27 protein-coding genes are annotated in these 23,883 nt (G+C 45.0%); 11 read left to right on the forward strand and 16 right to left on the reverse strand.

The features are described 5' to 3' along the window. Positions 1–107 precede the first annotated feature (107 nt). From BLW49_RS05920 to BLW49_RS05930, 3 genes are all read right to left on the reverse strand, one after another. On the reverse strand, positions 108–590 hold the full coding sequence (locus BLW49_RS05920) for a DUF6933 domain-containing protein (RefSeq protein ID WP_090723659.1): 483 nt from the start codon (positions 588–590) through the stop codon (positions 108–110). 190 nt (positions 591–780) lie between these two features. After that, entirely contained in the window at positions 781–1,071 is a 291-nt protein-coding gene (locus BLW49_RS05925; RefSeq protein WP_090723661.1) for a hypothetical protein, read from the reverse strand. 360 nt (positions 1,072–1,431) lie between these two features. Next, positions 1,432–1,842, reverse strand: a complete 411-nt coding sequence (locus tag BLW49_RS05930) for a hypothetical protein (protein ID WP_256209600.1) — start codon at positions 1,840–1,842, stop codon at positions 1,432–1,434. Positions 1,843–1,997: 155 nt separating this feature from the next. On the opposite strand from BLW49_RS05930, the gene BLW49_RS05935 reads away from it, so the two are divergent. Together BLW49_RS05935 and BLW49_RS05940 are read left to right on the forward strand one after the other, a co-directional pair. Further along, positions 1,998–2,258 carry a hypothetical protein gene (locus BLW49_RS05935; protein WP_090723662.1) on the forward strand — a complete coding sequence of 87 codons (261 nt, stop codon included), beginning with the start codon at positions 1,998–2,000 and terminating at the stop codon, positions 2,256–2,258. Further along, positions 2,255–2,635, forward strand: coding sequence for an aspartyl protease family protein (locus BLW49_RS05940; RefSeq protein WP_090723664.1), 381 nt, complete (start codon positions 2,255–2,257; stop codon positions 2,633–2,635). Before BLW49_RS05935 ends, BLW49_RS05940 begins: the two co-directional genes overlap by 4 nt. 179 nt (positions 2,636–2,814) lie before the next feature. On the opposite strand, the gene BLW49_RS05945 is transcribed toward BLW49_RS05940, so the two are convergent. The 3 genes from BLW49_RS05945 to BLW49_RS05950 form a co-directional block, all read right to left on the reverse strand. After that, on the reverse strand, positions 2,815–4,002 hold the full coding sequence (locus tag BLW49_RS05945) for a winged helix-turn-helix domain-containing protein (RefSeq protein ID WP_090723665.1): 1,188 nt from the start codon (positions 4,000–4,002) through the stop codon (positions 2,815–2,817). A 449-nt stretch (positions 4,003–4,451) separates the two neighbouring features. After that, positions 4,452–4,604 carry a GrpB family protein gene (locus BLW49_RS28485; RefSeq protein WP_143042070.1) on the reverse strand — a complete coding sequence of 51 codons (153 nt, stop codon included), beginning with the start codon at positions 4,602–4,604 and terminating at the stop codon, positions 4,452–4,454. 191 nt (positions 4,605–4,795) lie between these two features. Further along, positions 4,796–5,563, reverse strand: coding sequence for a nucleotidyltransferase domain-containing protein (locus BLW49_RS05950; RefSeq protein WP_090723668.1), 768 nt, complete (start codon positions 5,561–5,563; stop codon positions 4,796–4,798). A 203-nt stretch (positions 5,564–5,766) separates the two neighbouring features. On the opposite strand from BLW49_RS05950, the gene BLW49_RS29105 reads away from it, so the two are divergent. Beyond that, the gene (locus BLW49_RS29105; RefSeq protein WP_256209633.1) at positions 5,767–5,850 is read left to right on the forward strand and encodes a putative holin-like toxin; all 84 of its coding nucleotides are present in this window, start codon (positions 5,767–5,769) and stop codon (positions 5,848–5,850) included. Between the two features lie 468 nt (positions 5,851–6,318). Here the strand turns inward: BLW49_RS29105 and BLW49_RS28715 are convergent, their stop codons facing one another. The 4 genes from BLW49_RS28715 to BLW49_RS05965 all read right to left on the reverse strand — a co-directional run bounded on the left by BLW49_RS28715 (position 6,319) and on the right by BLW49_RS05965 (position 9,549). Continuing rightward, entirely contained in the window at positions 6,319–6,480 is a 162-nt protein-coding gene (locus BLW49_RS28715) for a hypothetical protein (RefSeq protein ID WP_177178655.1), read from the reverse strand. Between the two features lie 202 nt (positions 6,481–6,682). Beyond that, positions 6,683–7,087 carry a GNAT family N-acetyltransferase gene (locus tag BLW49_RS05955; RefSeq protein ID WP_090723670.1) on the reverse strand — a complete coding sequence of 135 codons (405 nt, stop codon included), beginning with the start codon at positions 7,085–7,087 and terminating at the stop codon, positions 6,683–6,685. Between the two features lie 187 nt (positions 7,088–7,274). Then, positions 7,275–7,796, reverse strand: a complete 522-nt coding sequence (locus tag BLW49_RS05960; protein WP_090723865.1) for an NUDIX hydrolase — start codon at positions 7,794–7,796, stop codon at positions 7,275–7,277. 244 nt (positions 7,797–8,040) lie between these two features. Continuing rightward, on the reverse strand, positions 8,041–9,549 hold the full coding sequence (locus tag BLW49_RS05965; protein ID WP_090723672.1) for a peptidase G2 autoproteolytic cleavage domain-containing protein: 1,509 nt from the start codon (positions 9,547–9,549) through the stop codon (positions 8,041–8,043). A gap of 298 nt (positions 9,550–9,847) precedes the next feature. On the opposite strand from BLW49_RS05965, the gene BLW49_RS05970 reads away from it, so the two are divergent. Next, positions 9,848–10,519, forward strand: a complete 672-nt coding sequence (locus tag BLW49_RS05970) for a hypothetical protein (RefSeq protein WP_090723673.1) — start codon at positions 9,848–9,850, stop codon at positions 10,517–10,519. A gap of 344 nt (positions 10,520–10,863) precedes the next feature. Here the strand turns inward: BLW49_RS05970 and BLW49_RS05975 are convergent, their stop codons facing one another. From BLW49_RS05975 to BLW49_RS05985, 3 genes are all read right to left on the reverse strand, one after another. After that, complete coding sequence (locus BLW49_RS05975; RefSeq protein ID WP_090723675.1) at positions 10,864–12,633, reverse strand: B12-binding domain-containing radical SAM protein; 1,770 nt, start codon at positions 12,631–12,633, stop codon at positions 10,864–10,866. A gap of 45 nt (positions 12,634–12,678) precedes the next feature. After that, complete coding sequence (gene recQ, locus BLW49_RS05980; protein ID WP_090723677.1) at positions 12,679–14,559, reverse strand: DNA helicase RecQ; 1,881 nt, start codon at positions 14,557–14,559, stop codon at positions 12,679–12,681. A gap of 287 nt (positions 14,560–14,846) precedes the next feature. After that, complete coding sequence (locus BLW49_RS05985) at positions 14,847–15,689, reverse strand: MetQ/NlpA family ABC transporter substrate-binding protein (protein WP_090723678.1); 843 nt, start codon at positions 15,687–15,689, stop codon at positions 14,847–14,849. 208 nt (positions 15,690–15,897) lie between these two features. Between BLW49_RS05985 and BLW49_RS05990 the strand changes: the two genes are divergently transcribed. Further along, positions 15,898–16,932 (forward strand): RluA family pseudouridine synthase, encoded by a 1,035-nt coding sequence (locus BLW49_RS05990; protein ID WP_090723680.1) that lies wholly within the window; start codon positions 15,898–15,900, stop codon positions 16,930–16,932. 171 nt (positions 16,933–17,103) lie between these two features. Next, positions 17,104–17,976 carry an adenosylmethionine decarboxylase gene (gene speD / locus BLW49_RS05995; RefSeq protein ID WP_076311899.1) on the forward strand — a complete coding sequence of 291 codons (873 nt, stop codon included), beginning with the start codon at positions 17,104–17,106 and terminating at the stop codon, positions 17,974–17,976. Between the two features lie 66 nt (positions 17,977–18,042). Here the strand turns inward: speD and BLW49_RS06000 are convergent, their stop codons facing one another. Continuing rightward, positions 18,043–18,378, reverse strand: coding sequence for a hypothetical protein (locus BLW49_RS06000; protein ID WP_090723682.1), 336 nt, complete (start codon positions 18,376–18,378; stop codon positions 18,043–18,045). A gap of 213 nt (positions 18,379–18,591) precedes the next feature. On the opposite strand from BLW49_RS06000, the gene BLW49_RS06005 reads away from it, so the two are divergent. The 4 genes from BLW49_RS06005 to BLW49_RS06020 all read left to right on the forward strand — a co-directional run bounded on the left by BLW49_RS06005 (position 18,592) and on the right by BLW49_RS06020 (position 21,297). Next, entirely contained in the window at positions 18,592–19,035 is a 444-nt protein-coding gene (locus tag BLW49_RS06005; RefSeq protein WP_256209601.1) for a MarR family winged helix-turn-helix transcriptional regulator, read from the forward strand. 24 nt (positions 19,036–19,059) lie between these two features. Further along, positions 19,060–19,812, forward strand: coding sequence for an SDR family NAD(P)-dependent oxidoreductase (locus tag BLW49_RS06010; RefSeq protein WP_090723685.1), 753 nt, complete (start codon positions 19,060–19,062; stop codon positions 19,810–19,812). A 26-nt stretch (positions 19,813–19,838) separates the two neighbouring features. Then, the gene (locus BLW49_RS06015; RefSeq protein ID WP_090723687.1) at positions 19,839–20,597 is read left to right on the forward strand and encodes an SDR family NAD(P)-dependent oxidoreductase; all 759 of its coding nucleotides are present in this window, start codon (positions 19,839–19,841) and stop codon (positions 20,595–20,597) included. Between the two features lie 139 nt (positions 20,598–20,736). Then, complete coding sequence (locus tag BLW49_RS06020; RefSeq protein ID WP_090723688.1) at positions 20,737–21,297, forward strand: GNAT family N-acetyltransferase; 561 nt, start codon at positions 20,737–20,739, stop codon at positions 21,295–21,297. A gap of 103 nt (positions 21,298–21,400) precedes the next feature. On the opposite strand, the gene BLW49_RS06025 is transcribed toward BLW49_RS06020, so the two are convergent. Both BLW49_RS06025 and BLW49_RS06030 read right to left on the reverse strand, forming a co-directional pair. Next, positions 21,401–21,691, reverse strand: coding sequence for a GNAT family N-acetyltransferase (locus BLW49_RS06025; RefSeq protein WP_256209602.1), 291 nt, complete (start codon positions 21,689–21,691; stop codon positions 21,401–21,403). 214 nt (positions 21,692–21,905) lie between these two features. Continuing rightward, entirely contained in the window at positions 21,906–22,970 is a 1,065-nt protein-coding gene (locus BLW49_RS06030) for an NAD(P)-dependent alcohol dehydrogenase (protein ID WP_090723690.1), read from the reverse strand. A gap of 228 nt (positions 22,971–23,198) precedes the next feature. On the opposite strand from BLW49_RS06030, the gene BLW49_RS06035 reads away from it, so the two are divergent. After that, positions 23,199–23,879: a GntR family transcriptional regulator gene (locus BLW49_RS06035; RefSeq protein ID WP_090723692.1), complete on the forward strand. Its 681-nt coding sequence runs from the start codon at positions 23,199–23,201 to the stop codon at positions 23,877–23,879. The last annotated feature ends 4 nt before the right edge of the window (positions 23,880–23,883 follow it).

The following is a 23,883-nucleotide window of genomic DNA, read 5'->3' on the forward strand; positions in this document are numbered from 1 at the left end:
GAGCTCGCCGAGAACAAGACTTAGCAGGAAACAATGCTATACGCTGTTTCGTTCTTCTTCATTGCTTATTTGTAAGTAGAGTTATACAAATGCTACCCACTCTATGTTTATGAATACCTTCGTTCAATTTCTTTCTTGAATACATTTATAGGTTCTTCATAATCAATGGGTTTAAAGATCATCTTGTTTAACCAGGCACTAAGATCATATGAATGCACAAACACTACATTGTCACAATAAAAGGTCATTTCATTCATGGTCCCAAGAACACTCCTGTTGTTTGTTTTTCCAATCTTAACGTTTCCTGCTTCCAAAAAATATTGATCAATTAAACTTTTTCTTAGTCCTTCTAACTGTAAATACTCTTTGAGTCCAGAAATGAATTTTTCCTGCAGCTTTCCGACTTGAGAACTCCTAATACCGTCAATGATTAGACATAATCGACTGGAGTCATTGACAAATATGATGTGTTTTTTTCTTAGTTGTAGGATATTTACATGCCAGCTAAATAATAGGTCGATCTCCTCGATTTCAACTGGAGCTGTTTTCATGTCTTTTAATAGTTTTTGAGTAAATCTAAGCGCTAGCATAATTTTCTCTCCTCTTTTTATCTTTCACTGATTTCTTGCATTCTAGAAACCACCGGGTCCAATGCGATCAGCCTCACAGGATAACTCTTACAAATTCGATTTTACTCTAATAAGTTTAGTCCAGCCTATGTCTTGTCTGAATAGCCCTTTTGCCTTATGTACATAAATCAAATACATCTCATTATTTGCATTAAAATCGGCTAGTCGGAACAATGTATCCATTTTCTTCGTTATTATCAAACGACATAGAATGTAATCCTGGAATGTAAGGATAGATCATATGCTGAGTATACTTGTTCTTATCAATTAAGACTTCGAGCATTACAACTTTGTGGTCCATTTTAGAGTTAGATTTAATTTTTAATACTGCTTCAACATGTACATCATCCGGCTTTGTTTCTTCTTCCATTGACTCGATTAAAAAAGCGGAGAGTGCGATTATAATAATACAACTTATTAATGCGACTGATACTTTCCACATAACTCCTCCTGTTTCTTTGCTCTTTTTTGTTTTGATTAGTTTTTTACAATGATTGCAATCATTTCTTGACTTAAGGCTCAGGAGGAGCCGAGCTCGATTCCCCTAGTTGGTGCGGACGTGTCCAGGTGAATAATAAGCTCCTGCAAATGCCCATGTCTCTTCAATTCCACATCTAACTCCGACTGGGCAAATACCCGATGCGTAAATATGTTGGAGTCATATACATTCAGTCAATCATTCAAAAACCGCTTTATTACTTCTTCATCCCATACTTGGACTTCAATATATCTTTCAGGGCCATGATCTCCCTTCATGTTCCATTCTTGCGGAAAACCATACTGTCTTATAATTTCTTTGATTTCATTTTTGGTGTAGACTTGTTTTGCGATATGGTTTGCCATCTTCAAGTCTCATTGTCGGGAACAAATCTCCATATGTAAAACTTACTGACTCTTCTAAAAACTCTTCACTAGAAATAACAATTACACCTGAGTTCTTATACCACGTTGAAATCCATTCACACGATTCTAAGGTCATGTAATGCGGATAGTGGTTTCGGGGTTTCCCACCTTTCGCAATAAATTGATCGCGAGCTGTGGATTCTAATTCTCTTCTAATATTCATGTATTCACTTGACCGTTGACTTGCAAAAGTCTTTCCGTCTCTCTGAATTTGTTTTAGTACCTCTTCTGCTTCTTCAATTGTTAATTTAGATAGGTTCGTGAACGGTCCAATGTCTTTATCAAAGTAATGATAGAAATTAAATGACATATATAGTATCCTTTCTCGGGCAGACCTAGGAGCCAACGCGACTCTGCAGGAAAACGGTGTTATACGCTGGTTCATTCTTCGAAATTCATTAACATTGCTTGTTCGCAAATAGAGCTGTACAATTAATTAATAAGTCTTTTCGGGGGTGTTCATGTATGAAGTGGAGTCATATCCGTAAGATCTACCCTAATCGTTGGGTACTAGTTGAAGCTCTTGCCACTCATTCTGACAATCACAAAAGAACTATTGAAGAAATGTCAGTTATTTCTGAGTATGACGACCCTAAGCTAGCCTGGGCTTCATATAAAAAACTTCATTTGTCAGAACCTACTAGGGAGCTCTATATATTCTACACCGGAAATGAATTTATTGAAGTCATTGAGCAACCCTTTACCGGAGTTAGAGGTCTACGATGAAGATCCATCGTGTAGATGGTCTACCTATTGTTTCACTCCCTCTATCTTACAAGAATAAATCAACCCTTCTTAATAATGTCCTTCTGGATACAGGATGCTCAACAACCATATTTGATACTGATCTTGTTGAACCTATTGGCCTAGACATAGACTTTATCAACGGAACATCAGTTCGGATGTATGGAGTAGGTGGCTCAAGTGAATTGTGTTATCAACAGATTGTCTCTAACCTCTCTATTGGTAGCATCCTGCTCAAAGAATTCACTATCCAACTAGGACTTACCAAAGAACCTTATGGTTTCGATGCTATATTAGGAGTCGACTTTTTTTATAAATATGGGTTGAAAATTGATTTTGAGAAATTAGTTATTTCATAAAGGTTTAACGAACTTGCGTATAACGTTCCTGTATTCACGACTCAGCGCATGCTGGATGTCCGGCAAATGCCGGATCAAGGGCGTAAGCCCGCAGTGTGAATCGGTGCTCAAGAGTCTTGGCGGAAACGTAATCTCGGTGAAAAAGTCGAGTATTACGTAGACCGCTGAACTGTAGACTGTCAGATCTCTGCCGAAATCGTCTCACACCCGTTGAAAATCGCAAACCTTTGGAGACAATTGTTCAGGGCTGTTCGCAACTGCGTTGTTTGCTTCACACCGTTCTCGTACCAGATGTTTTTAACAACGAGTGTTCCTGTTTTTCGCTCCACGATGATCTCGGCTCGTCCAATAAAGCTCTCTCCATATAATAGTGGCAGCACATAATATCCGTATTTTCGTTTGATTGCAGGAATGTATATCTCCCAGGTGTAATCGAAGCCAAACAATTCGTTGATAAGTCTTCTGTCCCATATGAAATTATCTAGAGGGGCAATAAGCTCGCAACGCAGTTTCGGCTCGTTATCTTGCAGAACGTCTTCAATTAGCAGTAAATCCTCCGTAAGGCAGTACAGCATATCCTTCATTTGTTCCACGGCAACAGCAACAATGCGTGCTTCTTGTAATAGCTGGCGAAAAACTTCATTACGCTGAGCCGTTTTCAACCCCCATATATTCATCCATGCATCGGACGCACGATTCCATAAGAGACCAACAGAGCCGATTCGACGCAGCACCCGCCACTTATAATGCTCAAGCTCATCCTCGAGCGGCTCTGATGCATTCAGCAGATTTGGCTGTATGTACTTCTTGGCAATATCGTAATACTTACGAGTTCCTTTTTTATGATGGATAATCAACTCACCCGTCGAATACATCTGTTCCAGCACCGAACGGGTTGTATTGTTTCCGCTGCTCCAGTGGATGGCCGATTGCCAAGAGAAATCTCCTTCCAATTTCAAATCATTTGAACTTAGTGCACCGTAATTTTGGATATGAGCTCTTACTTGCGCTGTCAACGCTTCCATTTCGGGATAGCGTGCGCCATGTAGCCTCGCGGCTTGTCTGAATCGCTCAAAATACGGCCAATCCTCGACAGGAATAATGGACAGATTCTTGTCAGGATAATCGACAAGACTTCTATCCTCATACAGCAGCTCGGCGAGCATTTCCTTCGTAAATCCCTTAATACGCGACTGCAGCACCAGTTCTGCGTTTTTACCGCAAACATCGATGGGGTCATATTGAATACAGCTGGCCTGCCGAGCAAAGTCCAACACACCCTGCTTCCCACTAAATTTATATTCGCCCAGAAGCCCATGCTTCAACAACAGAAATTGCCGTGCCTGGCGTTTTGTTAATTGGATCATGTTCGCACCTACCTTCTAGTTTAGTAAAGTATTACTTCACGAGTATCCAAATTGAAATCTCCTGCAATTTGCTCCTGGAAATATTTTTCATAACGTTCCTGTATTCACGACGCCCCACCACCCGAGGTCCGGAAGGGACGCCGCGATGCAGTTGGGTGGTGCGTGAGTGTCATGCTGAATCTACTCCACTGCTACTGAAATCCTTCATCAATTCCACTTCTAATATCGGGCGGACAAGGAACCAGTAATCACTTGAAGGTCTTTCAATAATGTAATCTTTTCCACTTAGCCTCGTATCTTCTTTGAAAATCCTCGGGTAGACCTAGGAACCAACGCGACTCAGCAGGAAAACGGTGTTATACGCTGGTTCGTTCTTCTTCGAAATTCATTAACATTGGTTGTTTGTAAATAGAACTGTACAATTAATTAATAAGTCTTTTCAGGGGGGTTCATGTATGAAGTGGAGTAATATTCGTGATGTCTACCCTAATAGTTAAGGCTAGATCACCAAGCTTCATTTCTAGTATTTCTTTCAATTCATTAAAAATAAATGGCCAGTCATCATTATAGTCTTCAATAATAACTGGTTTTTCGATCTTCATAGATACACCTCTTTAATATTATCTTTACGATGATTTCCTTAACGTTTTGTATTGACAACGTACTGGCCCCTTAGAGTCCCTGCTTATAGTTGTGAGGCTTGCCGAACACTTAATGAAGTGACGTCCCGACGGGCTTAGGGGCTGGATGTGATCACTCGCTTCTCAGAGTAACCAGGAGCTTCAATATGCTGTTAGCCGAATGAATTTCTGGAAGCAGCCATTGTATTTAAGGCGTTCTCAAAATAGCTGTATACTTCATCTGCAATTCCCAAAAACTCTTCAACAAGTACATCACTATCCAAGTAACAAGCATACAGATACTCAACTAAAGCGGAGTCAATCTCGCAATAGTTTATTATGGCATTCTTCATCTCAATAATGTCATCTTGCCATACACCTGTATCTACTAAAACCAAAGAGTATAATGCACGAATTAATCTCTTCGAATACCCTTTAATATATCTAGTTTTCATCGTGTGATCACTAGCAGTAGAAAGTGAACGACGTACACGATCTACTTCTTCCTTGGTATCTGTATTTAAGTCCAGAATGAACTCTGGAGAAATAATGATCGGTGGTACTTTTTCACCAATGTCATAACCATATAGGCAGACACAAATAATCTTAACCCAAAAACCCCACTCATTCGGTTTATTTAATACATCGTCAATCGAGCAAATGATCGTATCAATCTTAGTGATGAATGGATATTCTTTCAAAAGCCTGTCTTTAATGTTTGACAATCTTTCGTAATCAATATCTTTGGGATTTACACATACAATAGTAAAGTCTGCATCTGACTTAAAAGGTTTAGCAGTTCCTTTTGGAATCGAGCCACACATATAAATGCTATGAATCTTACCTTTAAATTCGGCAAGTGTATGATCTATATACTTATCAACAAAATCCTTATATTCACTTTGTATTACAATTCTATTTATAACTTTTTCTAACATCATATAGACACCTCCTAAAGAGATGTTACTCTCTCTTTGTATTTACTTTCTTAAATACCATTAAGATGTAAAAATTGTTATCTATGTATTCTAGCTATGTTTAGTGTTTTAATGGTATTTTATCATGTTTTATATGTTATAATTTTCTAGTACAATTTACGGCTATAAGGGTGGTCGGCTAATCTCCCAGAAGGGAGGTGATGCCCATGGAGGTAAAAGTTGCACTTTCCTTAATGCTCATGTTCGGCATGTTCATTTTGGCATTGCTCACCTACATGAAAAAGAAATAGACCGCCCTGGCTAGGATAACGGTCTACTTCCGACCCATCTTACGTGGCCGACTGCTCTTTATGCAGTTGTTGTACTTTGGAGTCGTGTTCCAGCACGGCTCCATACTTATTCTTACCTCAGTATAACTCTTTTTATAACGCTTTTATAGGTTTGTTCATTATTTTTATTTTATATAAGGTATGTAATATAGTCTGCAATAATTTCCTGACCTAGCAACTTTCCAATCTTAATTCCTGACCGCTTCAAGGACTGGTTGAACATTTTTTAAATGAACGCTCAAATAGAGATGCTTCCTTTGGTTTGAACAGGAAAGAGCCGATTAACAAGACTTCTCGCTTATATATTGTACGCATGAATAATTACCCCGTACCGCGTTAGAGAGCATCGTACACCACTTCTGCAACACGAAAAAGACAGCCTCATCACGAGCCTGTCAGTGCCGATACCTTCGGACCTTGTAAGAATCTTTACTTTTTACTTTTCTTAGAAGCCAACCAGAAGACAAGAATCACTACCGGAATGAAAATAAACCAAGGGATGTTGATCGTGCTCTGAGTGATGAAAGCAAGTATCATTAACCCGATAGCCCCAAGGATAAGCCAAAGACAACCTCTGCCGAACGTTTCCATGACTGCACTCTCCTATGCTCATCGTGTTTAAGATGTTTATGTCGGAGCTCTTGATTTATGTATAAACCTCTATAGTCGCACATATGTTGGCTTCAAAATTAAATTGCATTTACTCTCTAAACTAAAAATGAACGATGCTCCCACCATAACATCTTCAGCTACATACTCTTCAGTTCATACTATATCTGTTGATGGATAAATATCATAGCTTCTTGGTAAACAGGATCTCCATCGGATCATTCTCTTGCATTAAACAGCCGGCGTCTTTGTACCCTAGCTTGCGGTAGAAATGTTGAGCGTCTTCATTGGATTGGGTCGAGGTCATTACTGTAGCATAGCCTTGCTGCCTCATCAGCTGCTCCCAGTAGAGTACAGTCTCTTTGCCGTACCCTTTGCCTCGATAAGGTTCATCAAGCCACATCAAGTTCATAAAGGGGGTGTTATCCCAAAAGTATCCATACCTCATCCAGCCCATGACCTCAGAAGAGTGCTTTAGTATAAAAATTTCTTTTTCTCTAATCTTGCTGGCAATAAGCGCCTTAGCGATATGTTGATCTCGATCTGCTATATATGTATAATCCGCTTCGGTTGCAAATTCAATCTTCATGATATCTCCTCTTTCTCAAACAGAAATTGACTCCTATACGACATAATAACTGCATGTCCTTTATTAACTTTCATTGTCCATCTTACGTTCAATAAAGGCCCTAAATAACTATACTATAGAGATGACGACCCAGCCTTAAACCTTATTTGTTTGAGACGGAGTCATGTATAAACTAATTAGGGGAATCTTACTTCCCCGTCCTTACGATATGGGCAAGTTTATACATTTCCGCGATATCATACCGGTTGATCGACTCAAATCTTCTTACCGCTTCATCAATATCTACGAGCTCCACCAGATATACCTGCTCTCCATCCTCGGGATTCAGCGGCTTAGCCACAATCTTCACTTCACCATATCCTAGTAGACGAATAAAATTCGGATGCGGGATATGTGGGCGATAGGCAGCTTCAGCCATTGAGGAGCACTGAAAATGACCAAACGGCTCATAAGACACGAGCTCCGCCCCGATCTCTTCCATCAGCTCACGCCTTAAGCCGTCCATATAATGCTCACCGGGTTCGAGTGTACCGCCGATCAGCTCCCATCTGCCATCCTCCAGCTGCATGACAACATACTGATTGCCAACGACAGGAATGATACTGATGTTGCTGATCAGCGATTCATCGGGTTCCTGTTCTATATTCAGATGAGCCGTTACCACTCCCCAATGGATCGGTCCGCTCAGTGTCTTGAACTGCTGCATCATCTCGTTCAATATATATGCCACCTCTTCTGGTTCGTTATTTTGCAGGTTAGGTTTGAATTCGTTTGCTTCAAATGAGCTTGTTCTGCTTTAAGCTTATAACAGAAGCAGAAGATTTGCATCCTCCAGACGGAGCTACATACTGGTGAAACAACATATTACTTCAGACAATATTAATGATGTTGACGCTGTACATATCTGCAGTTTTGATGGAATGAAAGCATCACTTCAACATTCCCCATCATCCCTAAAAAACCTTCCCGATCAGCACCATCACCTGGCTCTCTCCTGTTCTCCGCAGCACATAATAGCCTTCTGTCGAAGCGGTTGCGATACCATCCGGACCTACGTTGCACAGCTCGCCTGGCTTGCACGATCCATCATCTCTGACCCGCAGCTTGCCCAGCATGCCGACGGCAACCCACTCGGGTCTTTGCATCCTAGGAATATACGCTTGCTTCGGATTCCAGGCAGCGTTCAGCATGGGCTGCAGCTCTGTTCGCTCAGGAGCGAGGACCGCTCCTTGTTTGTCCAATAGCGCAGGAACGGTGACCTCATGATATTTCGTTCTGCCCCACTCATCCGTCACATATCTACCCTGCCAACCCATCTCACCTGAGTCCGCAAGGTAAGCAGGAACGGCACTGCTCACACCCAAGATGTATCGGTCTCCCGGACGTGCAACTCTGACCCGATCCCCCTCCAGAGCAATAAAATAGCCAGGTTCAATGGGCTGTCCATCTACCGTCTCGAACATTTCGGCATAATCTGCAGCCGGACTGCTGACGGTACCGTCGATTCTTACATCTCCATTGCTTAATATCTTGGCAGCCAGCCCAGGCGCTTCAGCGCTTGTCCCATTCGCCAAATACCAAGAGTACTCCTGCTCATTGGCTGCTCCGAATCTTCCCATGATGTGGACACCTTCAAGACCATTCGTAGAAGTACTTTGTCCTTCGGCGTGAGCATAGTTGCTGTCAGCCATCGTGTTTACACCTTCTGAGTGAGAAGCGAGTCCTCCTGCTGTAGTGATCGCTCCTTCTGCATGAGCCGCTTGGCCACTTGATATACTCTGATTGCCCTCGGCGTGGGATTGGTCTCCACTCGCCACCGTACGCTGCCCCTCAGCATGAGTATAAGCACCACTGGCGAGATTCAGGTTCCCCTCGGCGTGGGAGGCTCTTCCGCTGGCTGTATTGTTTTCACCCTCTGCATGGGCTGCTTGTCCCGCTGCCGTGGTCTCCATTCCTTCGGCATGGGAATTAAGGCCGCTCGCAATCGTCAATTCACCTTCCGCGTGCGCGTTAATGCCAGCTGCGATCGTGAGTCCGCCTTCTGCATGAGAGTTTTGCTCAATAGCCGACGTAAGAAATCCCTCCGCATGCGAGTTATCTCCATCTGCAATGGTAGCTTGACCTTCGGCATGAGCATAGAGCGCACGCGCCATGGTACCGCCGCCCTCCGCGTGCGAAGCCGATCCAGATGCAGACGTAAAATATCCTTCAGCATGGGCTGCTTCTGCACCAGCTACGGTCTGCTCCCCTTCCGCATGTGAATATAGGCCGGATGCGATCGATGCTCCTCCCTCTGCATGTGAGGCATCTGCTAGTGCTTGCGTTAAGTATCCCTCGGCGTGACCCGCCGTCTGTGTTGCCGTCGTGTCCAGTCCTTCCGTATGGGATGAGCTGCCGATTGCCACCGTGTTTGTCCCTTCCGCTGTCGAACAGGTTCCTATCGCCTGCGAATTACACAACATCGATACATCTCTCCTTCAGAATCTTTGATTCTACTATTCTATGAGAGAATATGAACAATGCCTGGGACATTGCTAGGCAGAAGGTTTCTTTTTGAGGAAAAGGGGGTATGACTACTTTTTTCTCAATTTCAGTAAATTTCTTTAGCCATGACCCAAAACTAATCTGCCAACCGAAACGCTATATATAATAGATTCATTGTTTTAATAGGGGACAACTATTTTTCCATTGATCACTGAGTGAATGCACGATTAAGAAATTATCACTTTAGATCTTTCATCTTATCTTAGGAGCGATGTTATGAAAAAGAAACGCGATCGCATCTCCATTCTGCAGCTCACATGTCTTATGATCCTGCTTACGGGATGCGCTAACGTTGCCCCAGCTGCTTCTAGTCTCTCACCTGAACGTATAAACGAGCTTAGACAGGAATACCCTGCTGTACAAGGATTCCCTCCAAACATCATGGCTAGAGAGATTCCCTTCGAGCAAGTATTAGAGGTGGCAGATGCCGTGATTATTGCGGAAGTCGTGCAGCCTAATCCCAACTTCCAGAGTGAATTACCTGCTGAGCACAACACGCCGGAAGGAGCTCTTGCCGAAAAAACAAATAAACAAGATCTATCGCCAAATGTTTTTGAATTTGTCTCTTACCAAGTGAGGGTGGAAGAAGTCATCGATGGAGAGCCTGTTCAGGACACAATCGATCTGTTCTATAATGCTGAATTTCAGGGATTTGAGCCGCAATTACAATCTGGCATGAAGATCGTAACGGCAATCATGTCGGGAACAGGCGATGAACAAGAGGGGAAATACTCATTTACCCGATACGGGACCTATTACATTGTAGATGAGGAATATGTCTTATCTGCTTATGAAGGACATAGCGAGGAGCTGACCACCTTTGCCTCACAGACTAATGGCAAGCGTCTGGCGCATTTGATCCGTACAATTAAGGAATTGGCCCATTGACCCAGCCATAGGGTCCGTCAAGTATTGCTTGTTCTATTCCTTGTTCTACTCCTTGTTTTATTTCCTTGTTCCATAGCCAATTCTATCGACTCCTCCTCCACCTCGTTTACCTCAAATTATTCAAATTAAGATCATATCAAAGAGACCTGCGAATAAGTCATAAGGATGAACCTGTTCGCAGATCTTGCTGATATGCTGCATTGCTATACTCGCTGTTTACAACGTATTTTCAAAACGGATGAAAATATCAATTGTATTCATTGCTGTTTTTTTACTCTTCACTCATTGCTTCTACAACATACGAATTTCAAAGGAGGTATCCTCTTTTTTAAACTTCTTACAGCCTAGATCGCCTTCGCTTCCGCACCAAGCGGCAGTGTAAAATAAACCGGCTTTTGCGCTTCATTCTGCTGATATACAACCAGCAGCAGTGTTCTGCCTTCGGCAGCAGCCGGGGTACCTCCAGCCAGCACCTTCTCCAGATGGAACGGCAAAATTTCCAGTACCGCATGCTTCTGCAGCTCTTTTTCACTGAGTGCCATGCTCTCATATACCGAAGAAATCTCTTCTGGATGCTCACTTAGGCGCTTGATATACCCTGACCAATCGCTCTTCTCCAAGGTAAGATCCCACCACATTTTGCGCGGCTTGTACTTGTGCCCAAGGAAGTAATCCAGCTTCATCAGGCCAAGGATGACGTCCATGTTCGCCGTACCCCGATCCTCCAGGAATGCACGCAGACGGGTGAACAAATCCTCCAGCTGGTGGCCGATCTTCTGCCATCCCTGCCCTTCCCAGTAATCCCCGAACGCTTGGAAGAAATCAAATGGAGAGGTGAATTCCTGCTCCATCAAGTACTTCAGTGTGTGATCCATCCGGTGTGCGTTCCAGTATTTCTCCAGCACATCCTCCAGCCGTTTCAATCGGACGATATCGCTGAATGGAAGGACATCGCTTCCCAGTATTTCATACGGTGCATGCTCCATATACGAGTAATTATACTTGTCCGCATCGATTCGCAGGCCCGTCCCCCGCAGCATTTTCAAAAATCCGAGCTGAAGCTCTTCTGGACCGAGTGCAAATACATCGTTAAAGGTCTTACGGAATGTATCGTAATCCTCCAGCGGCAAGCCGGCGATGAGATCCAGATGCTGATCGATTTTACCGCTCTCCTTGATCTTGCTTACGGTACGGCTCAGCTTCGTAAAGTTCTGACGGCGCTTCACAAGCTCATTCGTCGGATCATTCGTGGACTGAACGCCAATCTCAAACCGGAATATACCAGGCGGCGCATGCTCCGCGAGATAATCGAGTACCTCGGGACGCATAATGTCTGCTGTAATTTCAAATTGGAACACGCAGCCTCTGTGGTTCTCGATCAGGAACTGGAACATGTCGAGCGCATAATCACGTTTGATGTTAAACGTCCGATCCACGAATTTGATCAGCTTCGCCCCGTTATCGATCAGGTACAGAATATCCGCCTTGGTGCGCTCAATATCGAAGTAGCGTACACCAACCTCAATGCTGGACAGGCAGAACTGGCAGCTAAACGGACAGCCGCGGCTCGTTTCGAAATACACGACTCTTTTACCGAGATCCGGGATATCCTCTGCAAAACGATGCGGCGAAGGCAGCTCATTCAGATTCGCCTTTGGCCGACCCGGCATGACGATGATCTCAGCACCCTTGCGATAGGCAACTCCATACACGAAGTGGTATTTCTGAGTCGTCTCGATCTCCGTCAGCAGCTGATGAAAGGTCTCTTCTCCTTCGCCAACCACGATAAAATCGACGTTTGTCAGTCGCTCCATCCAATATTCCACATCATAAGACACCTCAGGTCCGCCAAGAATGATTTTGACCTCGGGCATGACCTTCTTCAATATATTAATGACCTTGATCGTCTCTTCGATATTCCAGATATAGCAGGAGAATCCGATGACATCTGCCCCGCGCTGATATAGATCGGACACGATGTTCATGACGGGATCCTTGATCGTATACTCAGCAAGCTCAATATCAAAATCCTTCTCGCTGTAAGCCTTCAAGCAGCGAATGGCAAGTGACGTATGGATATATTTCGCGTTCAGTGTCGATAAAATAACCTTCATTCTGCACAACCTTTTCCCTGTGGTTAATATATAATTAATTACTGTCTAAAAATCATAATCATCATAAGGCTCGTCCACAGAACTACCGCCCTGATTCAGGAAGAAATCGAGGAACGGCTGTCCGTATTTCTTGAATTTCACTTCCCCGACCCCTTTTATCTTCAGCATGTCACGTTCGCTCTGCGGACATACCACACTCATCTCGCGCAGTGTCGCATCATTGAAAATAATATAAGAAGGCACATGCTCCTTTTCCGCCAGCTCCCTGCGAATCAGCCTTAGCTGTTCGAATACCGTTTCATTAACCGCCGAAGGTGATGTATCCCGGCTCACACGACTGCTTCTGCTGCTGCGCGATGAGGCGGCTGACGCACTTACGCGGGCAACACGCTGCATCACTTCACGCTGTCCCTTGAGCACTTCCACTGCCAGCGGCTGCAATCTTACCACAGGGTATTGACCCTCAGATAAGGTAAGATATCCTTCGGATACCATCACGTTAATGATCTCCGATATTTCCTTCTCCGAGCGATTGGACATGACTCCATGCGTAGGCAGCTGGTCGAATCCATACTCCAGCACCTTCTTGTTCCGCGACCCCTTCAGAACCTGGGATACCATCGTAATGCCAAACCGTTCACGCATCCGGTGTATGCAGGAGAAGATCTTCTGCGCGTCAACCGTCATATCGATGAGTTCTCGGTCATCCGTGCATGAGCTGCATATGCCGCAGCCTGTTCCATCATGAACCTCACCGAAATAGTCCAGCTGTGCGCTCCTAAGACATTTGGTCGTATAGCAGTAATCGATCATCTGCTGAAGCTTCCGGTAGTCATTCCGCTTCCGATCCTCATCCTGGAATTCACCCTGCTCAATCAGGAATTTCTGAGTCATGATATCCTGTGCGCTAAACAGGAGAATACACTGACTCGGCTCACCGTCCCGCCCTGCACGTCCTGCTTCCTGAACGTAGGCTTCCATATTCTTCGGCATATTGTAATGAATGACATACCTTACGTTACTCTTGTCAATCCCCATGCCGAAGGCATTCGTAGCGACAACGACTCTTATATCATCGAATAGAAAAGCCTCCTGGCTCGCCGCACGTTCGTCATCCGTCATGCCGGCATGGTAACGCCCTGCTGCAATCCCCGCAGATTTGAGCCGGCTGTACAGATCATCTACATCCTTACGGGTTGCCGCATAGATAATGCCCGCCTCATCCGCATGCTCGCGTGTGTAGTCCATAATATATTCCTTCTTGTTCTCACCGCGCAGTACCTGCATCGCCAGATTATCCCGTCCAAGTCCGGTTACGAAGGTTTCAGGCTCGCGAAGCCGGAGCAGCTCCAGAATATCATCCATCACCGCAGGCGTTGCCGTCGCTGTGAAGGCAGCCACGATCGGCCGCTGAGGCAAATAATCTACAAATGGCGCCACCGCCAAATAGCTCGTCCGAAAATCATGTCCCCATTGGGAGACACAGTGTGCTTCATCGACAGCGACACAGGATATGGGCAGTGCGGCCATCTCGTCTCGGAACCAGTCGAGCTCAAGACGCTCCGGGGCGACATATAACAGCTTCAGCTCTCCGCGCTGTGCCGCCCGGATCCGCTCATTCACTTCACGTCCAGTCAGTGTACTGTTGATGTATGCAGCAGGCACGCCCATGGCAAGCAGGGCATCCACCTGATCCTTCATTAGGGAAATAAGAGGTGACACCACCAGAGTGAGACCGGAATGCAGGAGCGCCGGAATCTGATAGCATATCGACTTGCCGCCGCCTGTCGGCATGATGCCGAGGGTATCATGTCCTCTCAATAAGCTGTCTACTATTTTCTTCTGGCCTTCCCGAAAGTCGGGATAACCGAAGTAAGTCTGAAGCAGCTCGCGTGCCTCATCCATTGTTCTTTCTTGTATACTCATTGCCGTTACTCCTCACCGTCTTTCTTGATAAGAGAACATCACCTGTTAGTATTCAGCTTACATCTATCCAGAATGAATGAACTATAGAGTTAGATTTACGATCTCAATCTATTTAGTGTACCGAACATTCCTGCTCTACATCAAGATGCCTAGTGGATTTCATTTCAGAACAGCTTCATTTAATTGTAGATTGATCCTAAAACGCAAAAAAAGGAGGTCATCTCATTGAAATGACTTCCTTTTGTCGTTCTATACCCACTCAGGGTAACTTCTGCTCATAGATTGAATTAATCTTCCATCCATTCCGGCTCATCATAGCCTGGGAAATGCTCATCCATCAGCTTCCTGAACTCGGTGGACTGAAAATGCTCCTTCAAGCTGCGGGCAAAGTTTGTTCCTTGATCCTTGCTGCGCACGACCAGCTGGTCCAAGAATTGACCTGGAACATCCTCTACATCAAGTGCCTCCTGCTCTGTAAGGCCTGCATCGACAGCAATATGCAGGGGGGCAGCAATAAGCGCTTCGTTCTTGATTCGATCGGAGAGCTGATCGATGGGTGCCTTTTCGAATTTCAAATTTTTTGGATTATCCGTGACATCTGTCTCTACAGACATCTCAGATAATGAAGCGCCTTTGCGGATGCCAATCAGATTCTCGTCCTCCAGCATCATCAGGGCACGGCTCTGCATCAAGGGTTCCTCCGGAATAATTACCGTCGTACCATCTGCAATCTGGTCATCGTCCTTGAATGTATTCGAATACAGCGCAAGCGGCTCGGTCGGAACACTCGTTAACGTCGTCAGCTGCTCCTTCCGATTATCCATGAATGTATTGATATACGCATCGATCGAACCTTCAGCAAGCTTCGTCGCTGCCTCTGATGGGTCTGTAATTTCTGTGACCTGCAAGGTGTAGCCCTGCTTCTCAAACAGATCCTTGATCGTTTTGTCGATAAATTGCTTGCCTGCACCTTCAGTCCCGGCAATCACAATTTGCTGATCCTCATCAATATTTTCCTTGCTTATGTCGTTGCTGTTCTCCTCTACCAAATGATCACCACAAGCGGCGAGCAGCAAGCTAATTACAGCGAGAAGTGCTAGTAGATGAAACTTCTTTTTCTTCATGTTCATGATGTCTATTCTCCCTTTTCTTCATACTCTTATAAGATTTCATACTTGAGCTCATTCTATGCATCATCATTTTACCACGAACAACCTCCACGACCCCAGGCGATTCCGTGCAAACTTTACCTCTTGTGTGGTATATTAACCAGGATATCAAGAACTAAACGCTTGATGGATTTGCCGTATTTTTAACCGAACCAGGAGGCCTTAAGGCATGCGAAAAAAAACGAATTATCCAGGTACAGAGGATGACTACAGCAACCGTCCACCGTCAGCCTCGAATACAAGATCACATAAAGGCAGCAAAGGACAGGCTTCAAGCTTCAAAGGAGCAGCCAAATCCGCTTCGAAAAAGCCTGCTTCCGTCCAATCAGGGACAGTAAAGAGCTACATCGTTCAAGAAGACACTGAGCTGCTCACCTACTTGCTAGCGAACTTATCCAATAAGAGCCGCAATTCAGTCAAGGCACTCTTGTCCCGCGGTCAGATTAGCGTAGATGGGAAGACCATTACGGCATTTAATCATCCTTTGACCAAAGGGATGAGCGTCACGATTGATCAGGAGAAAAAAGAAGAAGCTCCTCCCCTCATTGGCCTGACGATTCTGCATGAGGATGACGACATCATCATTGTGAATAAGGATTCTGGCTTGCTGTCTGTTGCTTCCGACAAAGAACAAGAGCTTACAGCCTATCGTCAGCTGACGGCCCATGTACGTGTATCCCATCCGGCTCACCGAATCTTTATCGTTCATCGCCTTGATCGGGATACCTCAGGAGTGATGATGTTCGCCAAGAGCGAAGCCATTCAGCAGTCTCTCCAAAATGCTTGGCGTGATACGGTCGAAGAACGAACCTATGTTGCCCTTGTGGAAGGTAAGCTCAAGCAGGAGCAGGGCACGATTACTTCCTATCTAAAAGAGAGCAAAACGCTCAAGATGTATTCCACTCCCTATGCAAATGATGGGCAGAAGGCCGTTACTCATTACAAAACACTGCAAACCAGCAACGACTATTCATTGCTTGAAATTCAGCTCGAGACCGGCCGCAAGAATCAGATCCGGGTTCACATGGAGGAACTGGGACATCCAGTTGTCGGGGACAAGAAGTATGGTGCCAAGGGACGAGGCATTGGCCGACTTGCGCTGCACGCCAGAGTGCTTGCCTTTACTCATCCGGGAACAGGGAAGCAAATGCGATTTGAAACACCGATTCCCAAAGCTTTTCTCAGACCTTTTCCACCGAAGTGATCTCATCCGGAAGCTATATATCGTTTCGCATTCATCTTTTTTATGCGTTATGAAATGGATTCCAACACCATATTTACTTATGCTTCCTCTTTAATTCCCAGCTATTCTGGGTAAAGTATGTACAGGACTGTACATGTTACTAGCGATACTCGGGACAGGAGGCAAGCATTCATGGCACTTACACCAGAACAGCGTATTGAGCTGCATGGGTTTAACAATTTGACCAAATCCCTCAGCTTCAATATGTACGATGTATGTTATACCAAGACCAAAGAAGAACGCGAAGCTTACATCGAATATATCGATGAACAATATAATGCAGACCGATTGACTCAGATATTGACGAATGTATCCCATATTATTGGAGCGCACGTGCTTAATGTGGCAAAGCAGGATTACATCCCTCAAGGGGCAAGTGTAACCCTGCTCGTCTCGGAAGGTCCTGTAGGCGATGCTGAAGAGGAGTCGTTCGAAGAATCGCCTGGTCCGCTTCCGGATCATGTGGTGATGCATTTGGACAAGAGTCATATTACGGTTCACACCTACCCGGAGTTCCATCCTTATGAAGGAATCAGTACCTTCCGAGCTGATATTGATGTATCCACTTGTGGAGAAATTTCACCGCTGAAGGCGCTGAATTATCTCATTCATTCGTTTGATACGGATATCATGACGATCGATTATCGTGTGCGCGGATTTACTCGTGATATCGATGGAAATAAGCTGTTTATTGATCATGACATCAGCTCCATTCAGAACTACATTCCTTCTAGTATTCAGCAGCAATTTGATATGATTGACATCAATGTGTACCAGCACCATATTTTTCACACCAAATGCAAACTGAAAGAATTTGATCTCAACAACTATTTGTTCGGTTATACGAAGGACAAGCTGAGTGCAGAGGAACAACAAGAAATTACGGAACAGCTCAAAACAGAGATGGACGAAATTTATTATGGCATCAATATGGATGCCGGCGTCATAGACGAGAATGCAGAAGAAGATTTTATTTACCAGCGGGCAGTAGATATGGATTCATGAGATATATGAAAAGGACAGCATCGCCGAAAGATTAGAGCTTTTGGCGCCTGCTGTCCTTTTTATGATTTAACCACGCAAGAACTTCACAGCAAAATTGGCGGCTTCATGCACCTCTTGCACAAAAGCCCTGTTTTCCTTCTCCCACTCCTGCTCATCGTCCAAGGCAATTTCCTCTATGAATTCGTTTAACAGCTCAGCCAGCTCTTTTTTGCCAGGGGCTTTGCCAGCGCCTTTTCCTCTAAGCAGCTTGACTACTGAGCGAACGACGCCAAGACTCTCTTTAATGTATGGATATTCGTCACGATCCCAAGCCTTCGGGTTGTCCATATCCAGAAACACTATCCATTGATCAAGTAAGTCAGCTGCTTTTTTAGATGTCATTTGTACCATAATATTCTTCATTTCTCTCCTTCAAAGTTTCCTTGTCCTAACGATAACCGCTGATTATGAAAGTAGCAAGTTTCGTTTTACAGATCGTGAATATATCTGAGCACCGAGTGGAAGTATAAACCAAGTTGACGTATGACTCATATTTATTTAAACTAAAGTTGTTAAGAGATATTAACATTTAATATATTTAAACAAAAATGCAACAGGACTTGAGGTGAATGATTCGTGAAACACGAATTACTGTCTAAACTAATGAGCGGCTACATGACGAACTTTGTGGTGAAATATGCCAAGATTTTGGACAACGATCTCACCTCCTCGCAATACTTCATCCTCCAAACACTGGCTTGGGAAGGTCCTCAGACTTCAACCTATTTTGCAGGCCAGCTGGATGTAACGATGCCGGCAATTACGAATTTGACCAACAAGCTGGTTAGCAAAGGGTATATTGAGCGGCGAAGTGCTGAATCCGACAGACGTAAGGTTGTACTGCATATTACGGATCAAGGGATGGCCGTCGAGCAGAAAATGCTGGATAAGTACAAGGAGCTTACGGATGGAGTATGGTCCGAGTTCTCAGAAGAAGAGATGGATCTGCTTATCGCTTCGTATCAGAAGATGCTTAAGCATTTGAATCAACCAAAGAACCCGTCTCAATCTGACAATTAAATTTACAATTAGGAGGAACAAGTCATGGGAAGATTAGATAATAAAGTAGCCATTATTACAGGTGCAGCTGGCGGTATGGGTAAGGCAGACGCACTTCTTTTTGCTAAGGAAGGGGCTAAAGTGGCTATTACGGATCTGCAGGAAGACAAAATCCAGGAGGTTGTAGCCGAAATTACAGCAGCCGGCGGAGAAGCGATCGGATTCAAGCATGATGTTACGTCTGAAGAAGGCTGGATCAACATTGTTAATGAAACCGTTACCAAGTATGGGAAAATTGATATTCTTGTCAATAACGCTGGTGTGTCCAACGCGACTCCTTTTTTGGATCTTACGGTTGAAGGATTCGAAAAAACCATGTCCATCAATGTGACCAGCATCTTCCTGGGTCAGAAGTATGTCATTCCACATATGATCGAAGCTGGGGGCGGCTCCATCGTGAACATCTCTTCGATCGCAGGTCTGACAGGCGGCAGCGGCGCAGGTCCATATACTGCAAGTAAAGGTGCTGTACGGATGCTGACCAAGGCGACGGCAGTCGATTATGCGAAGCACAATATTCGTGCCAACTCTGTTCACCCGGGCTATATCGAAACACCAATGACTGTCGATATGTTCAAGGACGAGCGCATGACACAATGGTTCCAGTCCCAAACTCCGCTCCCTCGTCTTGGTAAAGCAGAAGATATCGCTAACGGCGTATTGTTCCTGGCATCGGATGAATCCTCCTATATTACTGGAGTAGAGCTGCCCATCGACGGAGGCTATTTCGCAAAATAATTCTGCATAAAGGGAGTGTTGATATGATGTCTAATGATAAACAAATCGCAGTCATCACAGGCGCTGGAAGCGGAATCGGCAGAGCAAGCAGTGTCCAGCTTGCGAAGGACGGTTATACCGTTGTACTCGTCGATTATAATACGGAATCCGGAGAAGAGACGCTTCGTCTGATCAAAGAACAAGGCGGCGAAGGCATCTTCGTTCAGGCCGATGTTTCCAAGAGTGAGGATGTACAGAACTATGTGAATGAAGCTGTTCAAGCCTATGGACGAATTGACTTCTTCTTCAATAACGCCGGGATTGTACAGAAATTCTCGATGTTTGATGATATTGAGGAAGCCGAATTCGACCGCATCATGTCGGTTAACGTGAAGGGCTGCTTCCTGGGGATGAAATATGTTCTGAAGGTAATGAAGGATCAGGGCAGCGGACATATTCTCAATACCGCGTCTACCGCAGGAATTCGCAGCGAGCATAGTGCAGGTGCCTATTCTGCAAGCAAGCACGCGGTTGTGGGACTCACCAAATCTGCGGCTTTGGAATATGTCAAAAAAGGAATCCGCGTGAACGCCATTTGCCCAGGTGGAGTAAACACCGCCTTGACGCAAAGTGTTGCTGCATCATTCCAGCAAGGCGGGTATGTTCCTGAAGAGCTGTCCAATATGAGAATGGGACGCCCTGCGGAGTCGAACGAAATATCCGGTGTCGTCTCGTTCATGGCCTCCCCTGCCTCCAGTTATATGACAGGCTCAATTGTAACGGTCGATGGCGGCCTCACTCTTTAATTTTGTGCATACTTCGTATAGATGGCTGTATCTGCATTAAGCAGGTGCAGCCTTTCTTCGTGTATGCTAAGAGATTCTGCAGCTAAAATAGACTATAATAGGATGTGTATTGTTATTACGAGAGGAGTGCTGAGTAGACATGGATTATACTTCGAACCCGAACAACTGGTTCCATGGAAATAAGGTTCGGCTTGCCGCAGCAATTCAGCAGGATGCACAAACACTTGCAGGTTATACAGAAGACTATGAATATTTGAGGAATTTGGACACGGATTATGCGGTTCCGCAAACGGTTCAGGAGAATGAACCCAAGAGTGCCCGGATGGATCACGGTGTTGAATTTATGCTGCGTACGATTGATGAAGACCGCCTTATCGGCTTTGTGGCCCTGCACAGCATCGAGTGGAATAATCAGTCCGCGAGACTTGCCATTGGTATTGGCAAGGCAAAGGACCGTAACAAAGGATACGGCAGCGATGCACTTCAGCTCATATTGCGCTACGCTTTTTACGAACTGAATCTAAATCGGGTTAGTCTGGATGTCATTTCGTATAACGAGATTGCCTATCATGCCTATAAGAAGGCCGGCTTCGTTGAAGAGGGCCGTATGCGCCAAGCCGTTCTGCGCGGAGGTCAGAAGTACGATCGAATCATGATGGGCCTGCTGAGAGAAGAATGGGAAGCTCGCAAGCCATCCTGATCCCCCATGAGGCTCCAGCCATCATATGATATTATAAAAAGATAGATAAAGCATATTCAGTTATATGCCATATCTATCTTTTTTGGTCGTTTCTACACGTCAATTAAACCAGCACATCCTGCAGCTCCGTATGCTTATCCATCACACTGCTGGCAAAAGAACACATCGGCACAACCTTTAACTCATTGTCTCGTGCATATTGGACGACTTGCTTCACCAGGTCAACTCCCACGCCTTCACCCCGAAGCTCCTCTGACACAAAGGTATGGGTAATCATGATGACGCCCGGCCCTTCCCCGCCTTCACTGCCTGGCTCAAATTCAATTGTCGCCGCCTTCTCGCCATCATGCTCTACGTAGAACTCATTAGCTCCCTGCAATATTTCGCTCATCATATGCATCTCCTCTCTATGTTCGTCTCTCAGATGGTCGTGCATCTAAACATTCCTACTTACTCTTACACCGCAACATCCAAGGATGACGCACGATCTGATGATTTGACTCTTGATGTTGGTTGTAAATGCATGAGCTTGCCTAACCTATCTAACTTAGCTTGCCAAGATCCTATGAAATTTATAACAAATTTGCGCTCATTCGAACTCGCTTCGCTTAATTCTCCATCCCATTCGGATAAACTATGATCTTGAGACTGCCGCTCTTATTATGAATAGCCCGCTCCATCGCCTCCTGAGTCTCTTCCAAGGCATAACGGTCGGTAATGAGTGTGTCTACTGGAATATCACCTGAAGCAAGGAACTTGATCCCATCCGGATAAGTGTTGGCATAACGGAATACACCGTAGATGTCGATCTCATTATCTGCGATGAATGGAACGTTCAGCGGAATTTCATCCTGAGCTGGAAGGCCGACAATGACGAGTCTGCCCCCGCGGCGCAGTGAAGACAGCGCTGAACTCAGTGCCCGCGGACTCCCTGCAGTCTCCCAAGCCGTATCTACACCGATTCCGCCGGTAAGCTCTTTGATCTTGGCATTGGCATCCACTTGCGTTACGTTAATAGCATGTGTAGCCCCCAGCTCAAGTGCTGCCTGAAGCCGAATATCCTCTAGATCAGTTACGATAATCTGGCTCGCACCGAAGGATTTGGCGGCAGCTACCGCCATCAGGCCGACGGGTCCCATCCCCATAATGGCAACCGTCCCGCCAGGCTTAAGTTGACAGCGATTCGCAGCATGAATTCCTACTGAGAACGGCTCGACAAGTGCCGCTGCTTCATAAGATAGCTTATCTGGAATGGGAAATACGAAATCCTCCCGAATCGCTAAGTATTGAACGAACGCACCATCAACAGGAGGAGTTGCTAGAAATTCAACATCGGGACACAGGTTATATCTGCCTTCTTTACAATAACGGCATCTACCGCAGGTTACCCCGGGCTCAATTGCTACGCGATCTCCTGTCTTCACGCGCTTCACACGATCTCCTGTCTCTACAATAATGCCTGCACACTCGTGCCCCAGTATAATGGGTTTCTCTACCACGAATCGCCCAATTCTGCCATGCTCATAATAATGCACATCTGAACCGCATACCCCAACCGCCATAATTTTGACAAGCACCTCGTCGGGCTTGACCTCTGGTATGGGCAGCTCCTTGATCTCAATGTGACCTGGTTTATCCATAATTGCTGCTTTCATTAACTTTACGTTCTCCATATCAGGCACTCTCCTTGGTCATATAAATTTGAAAGGAATTAAAATGAACACGGTTACATAATTGCGGCTCCGTACCCCCAATGATCAGGTAATACAGCGAAATGTCATAGCTCTTCTAACCTGACACAATACTCATTTCCAAGTTTTCAATGACAAAAAAGATATCTTCCTCTTTCATACTACCATACTTGTATGGTAGTATGGTGAAGAAATGAGGTGAAATTTTAAATGGATTTACATATTCGTCCTCAGCCGACTTCTACAAGAGAAGCCGTGTACGATGCTTTGAAGGACCAAATCTTGAATTTTGACCTCATTCCGGGAACAAGCATATCCGAGAAAGAAATTGCATTAGCTTTTAATGTCAGCCGTACACCTGTACGAGAGAGCTTTCTCAGACTAGCTGGAGAAGGACTGCTTGATGTGTATCCTCAGCGCGGTACGATGGTATCTCTCATTGACCTATCCCTCGTTGAGGAGGCCCGCTTCATGAGAGAACAGCTGGAATGCGCCGTCATACGCCTTGCGTGTCATCAATTCTCGGAAGTGGACATTGCTGAGCTTGAGCTGCTGCTTGTTAGACAGCGTGCTTCCATGGAAGCACAAGATAACAAATCGATGTTCGAGCTTGATGAAGCCTTTCATCGCACTTTATTTACAAGATGCAACAAGAGTAATACTTGGGCAGCAATGCAGCAAATGAACGTCCATATGAATCGTATCCGCAAGCTGCGTCTTGCAGCAGATCATGACTGGCAGCATATTTATGATCAGCATCAGCAGATGGTCGATTCCATTTCCAGACAGGATGAGGAGCGTGCGGTAAATCTCATGAAGGACCATATGAACCTGGCGATTCATGATGAACGCTTCTTAAGAGAGAAATTCCCAACTTATTTTAAACCTTGACCAA

It is taken from the genome of Paenibacillus sp. PDC88 (assembly GCF_900106725.1).
Classification (GTDB): Bacteria; Bacillota; Bacilli; order Paenibacillales; family Paenibacillaceae; genus Paenibacillus; species Paenibacillus shunpengii.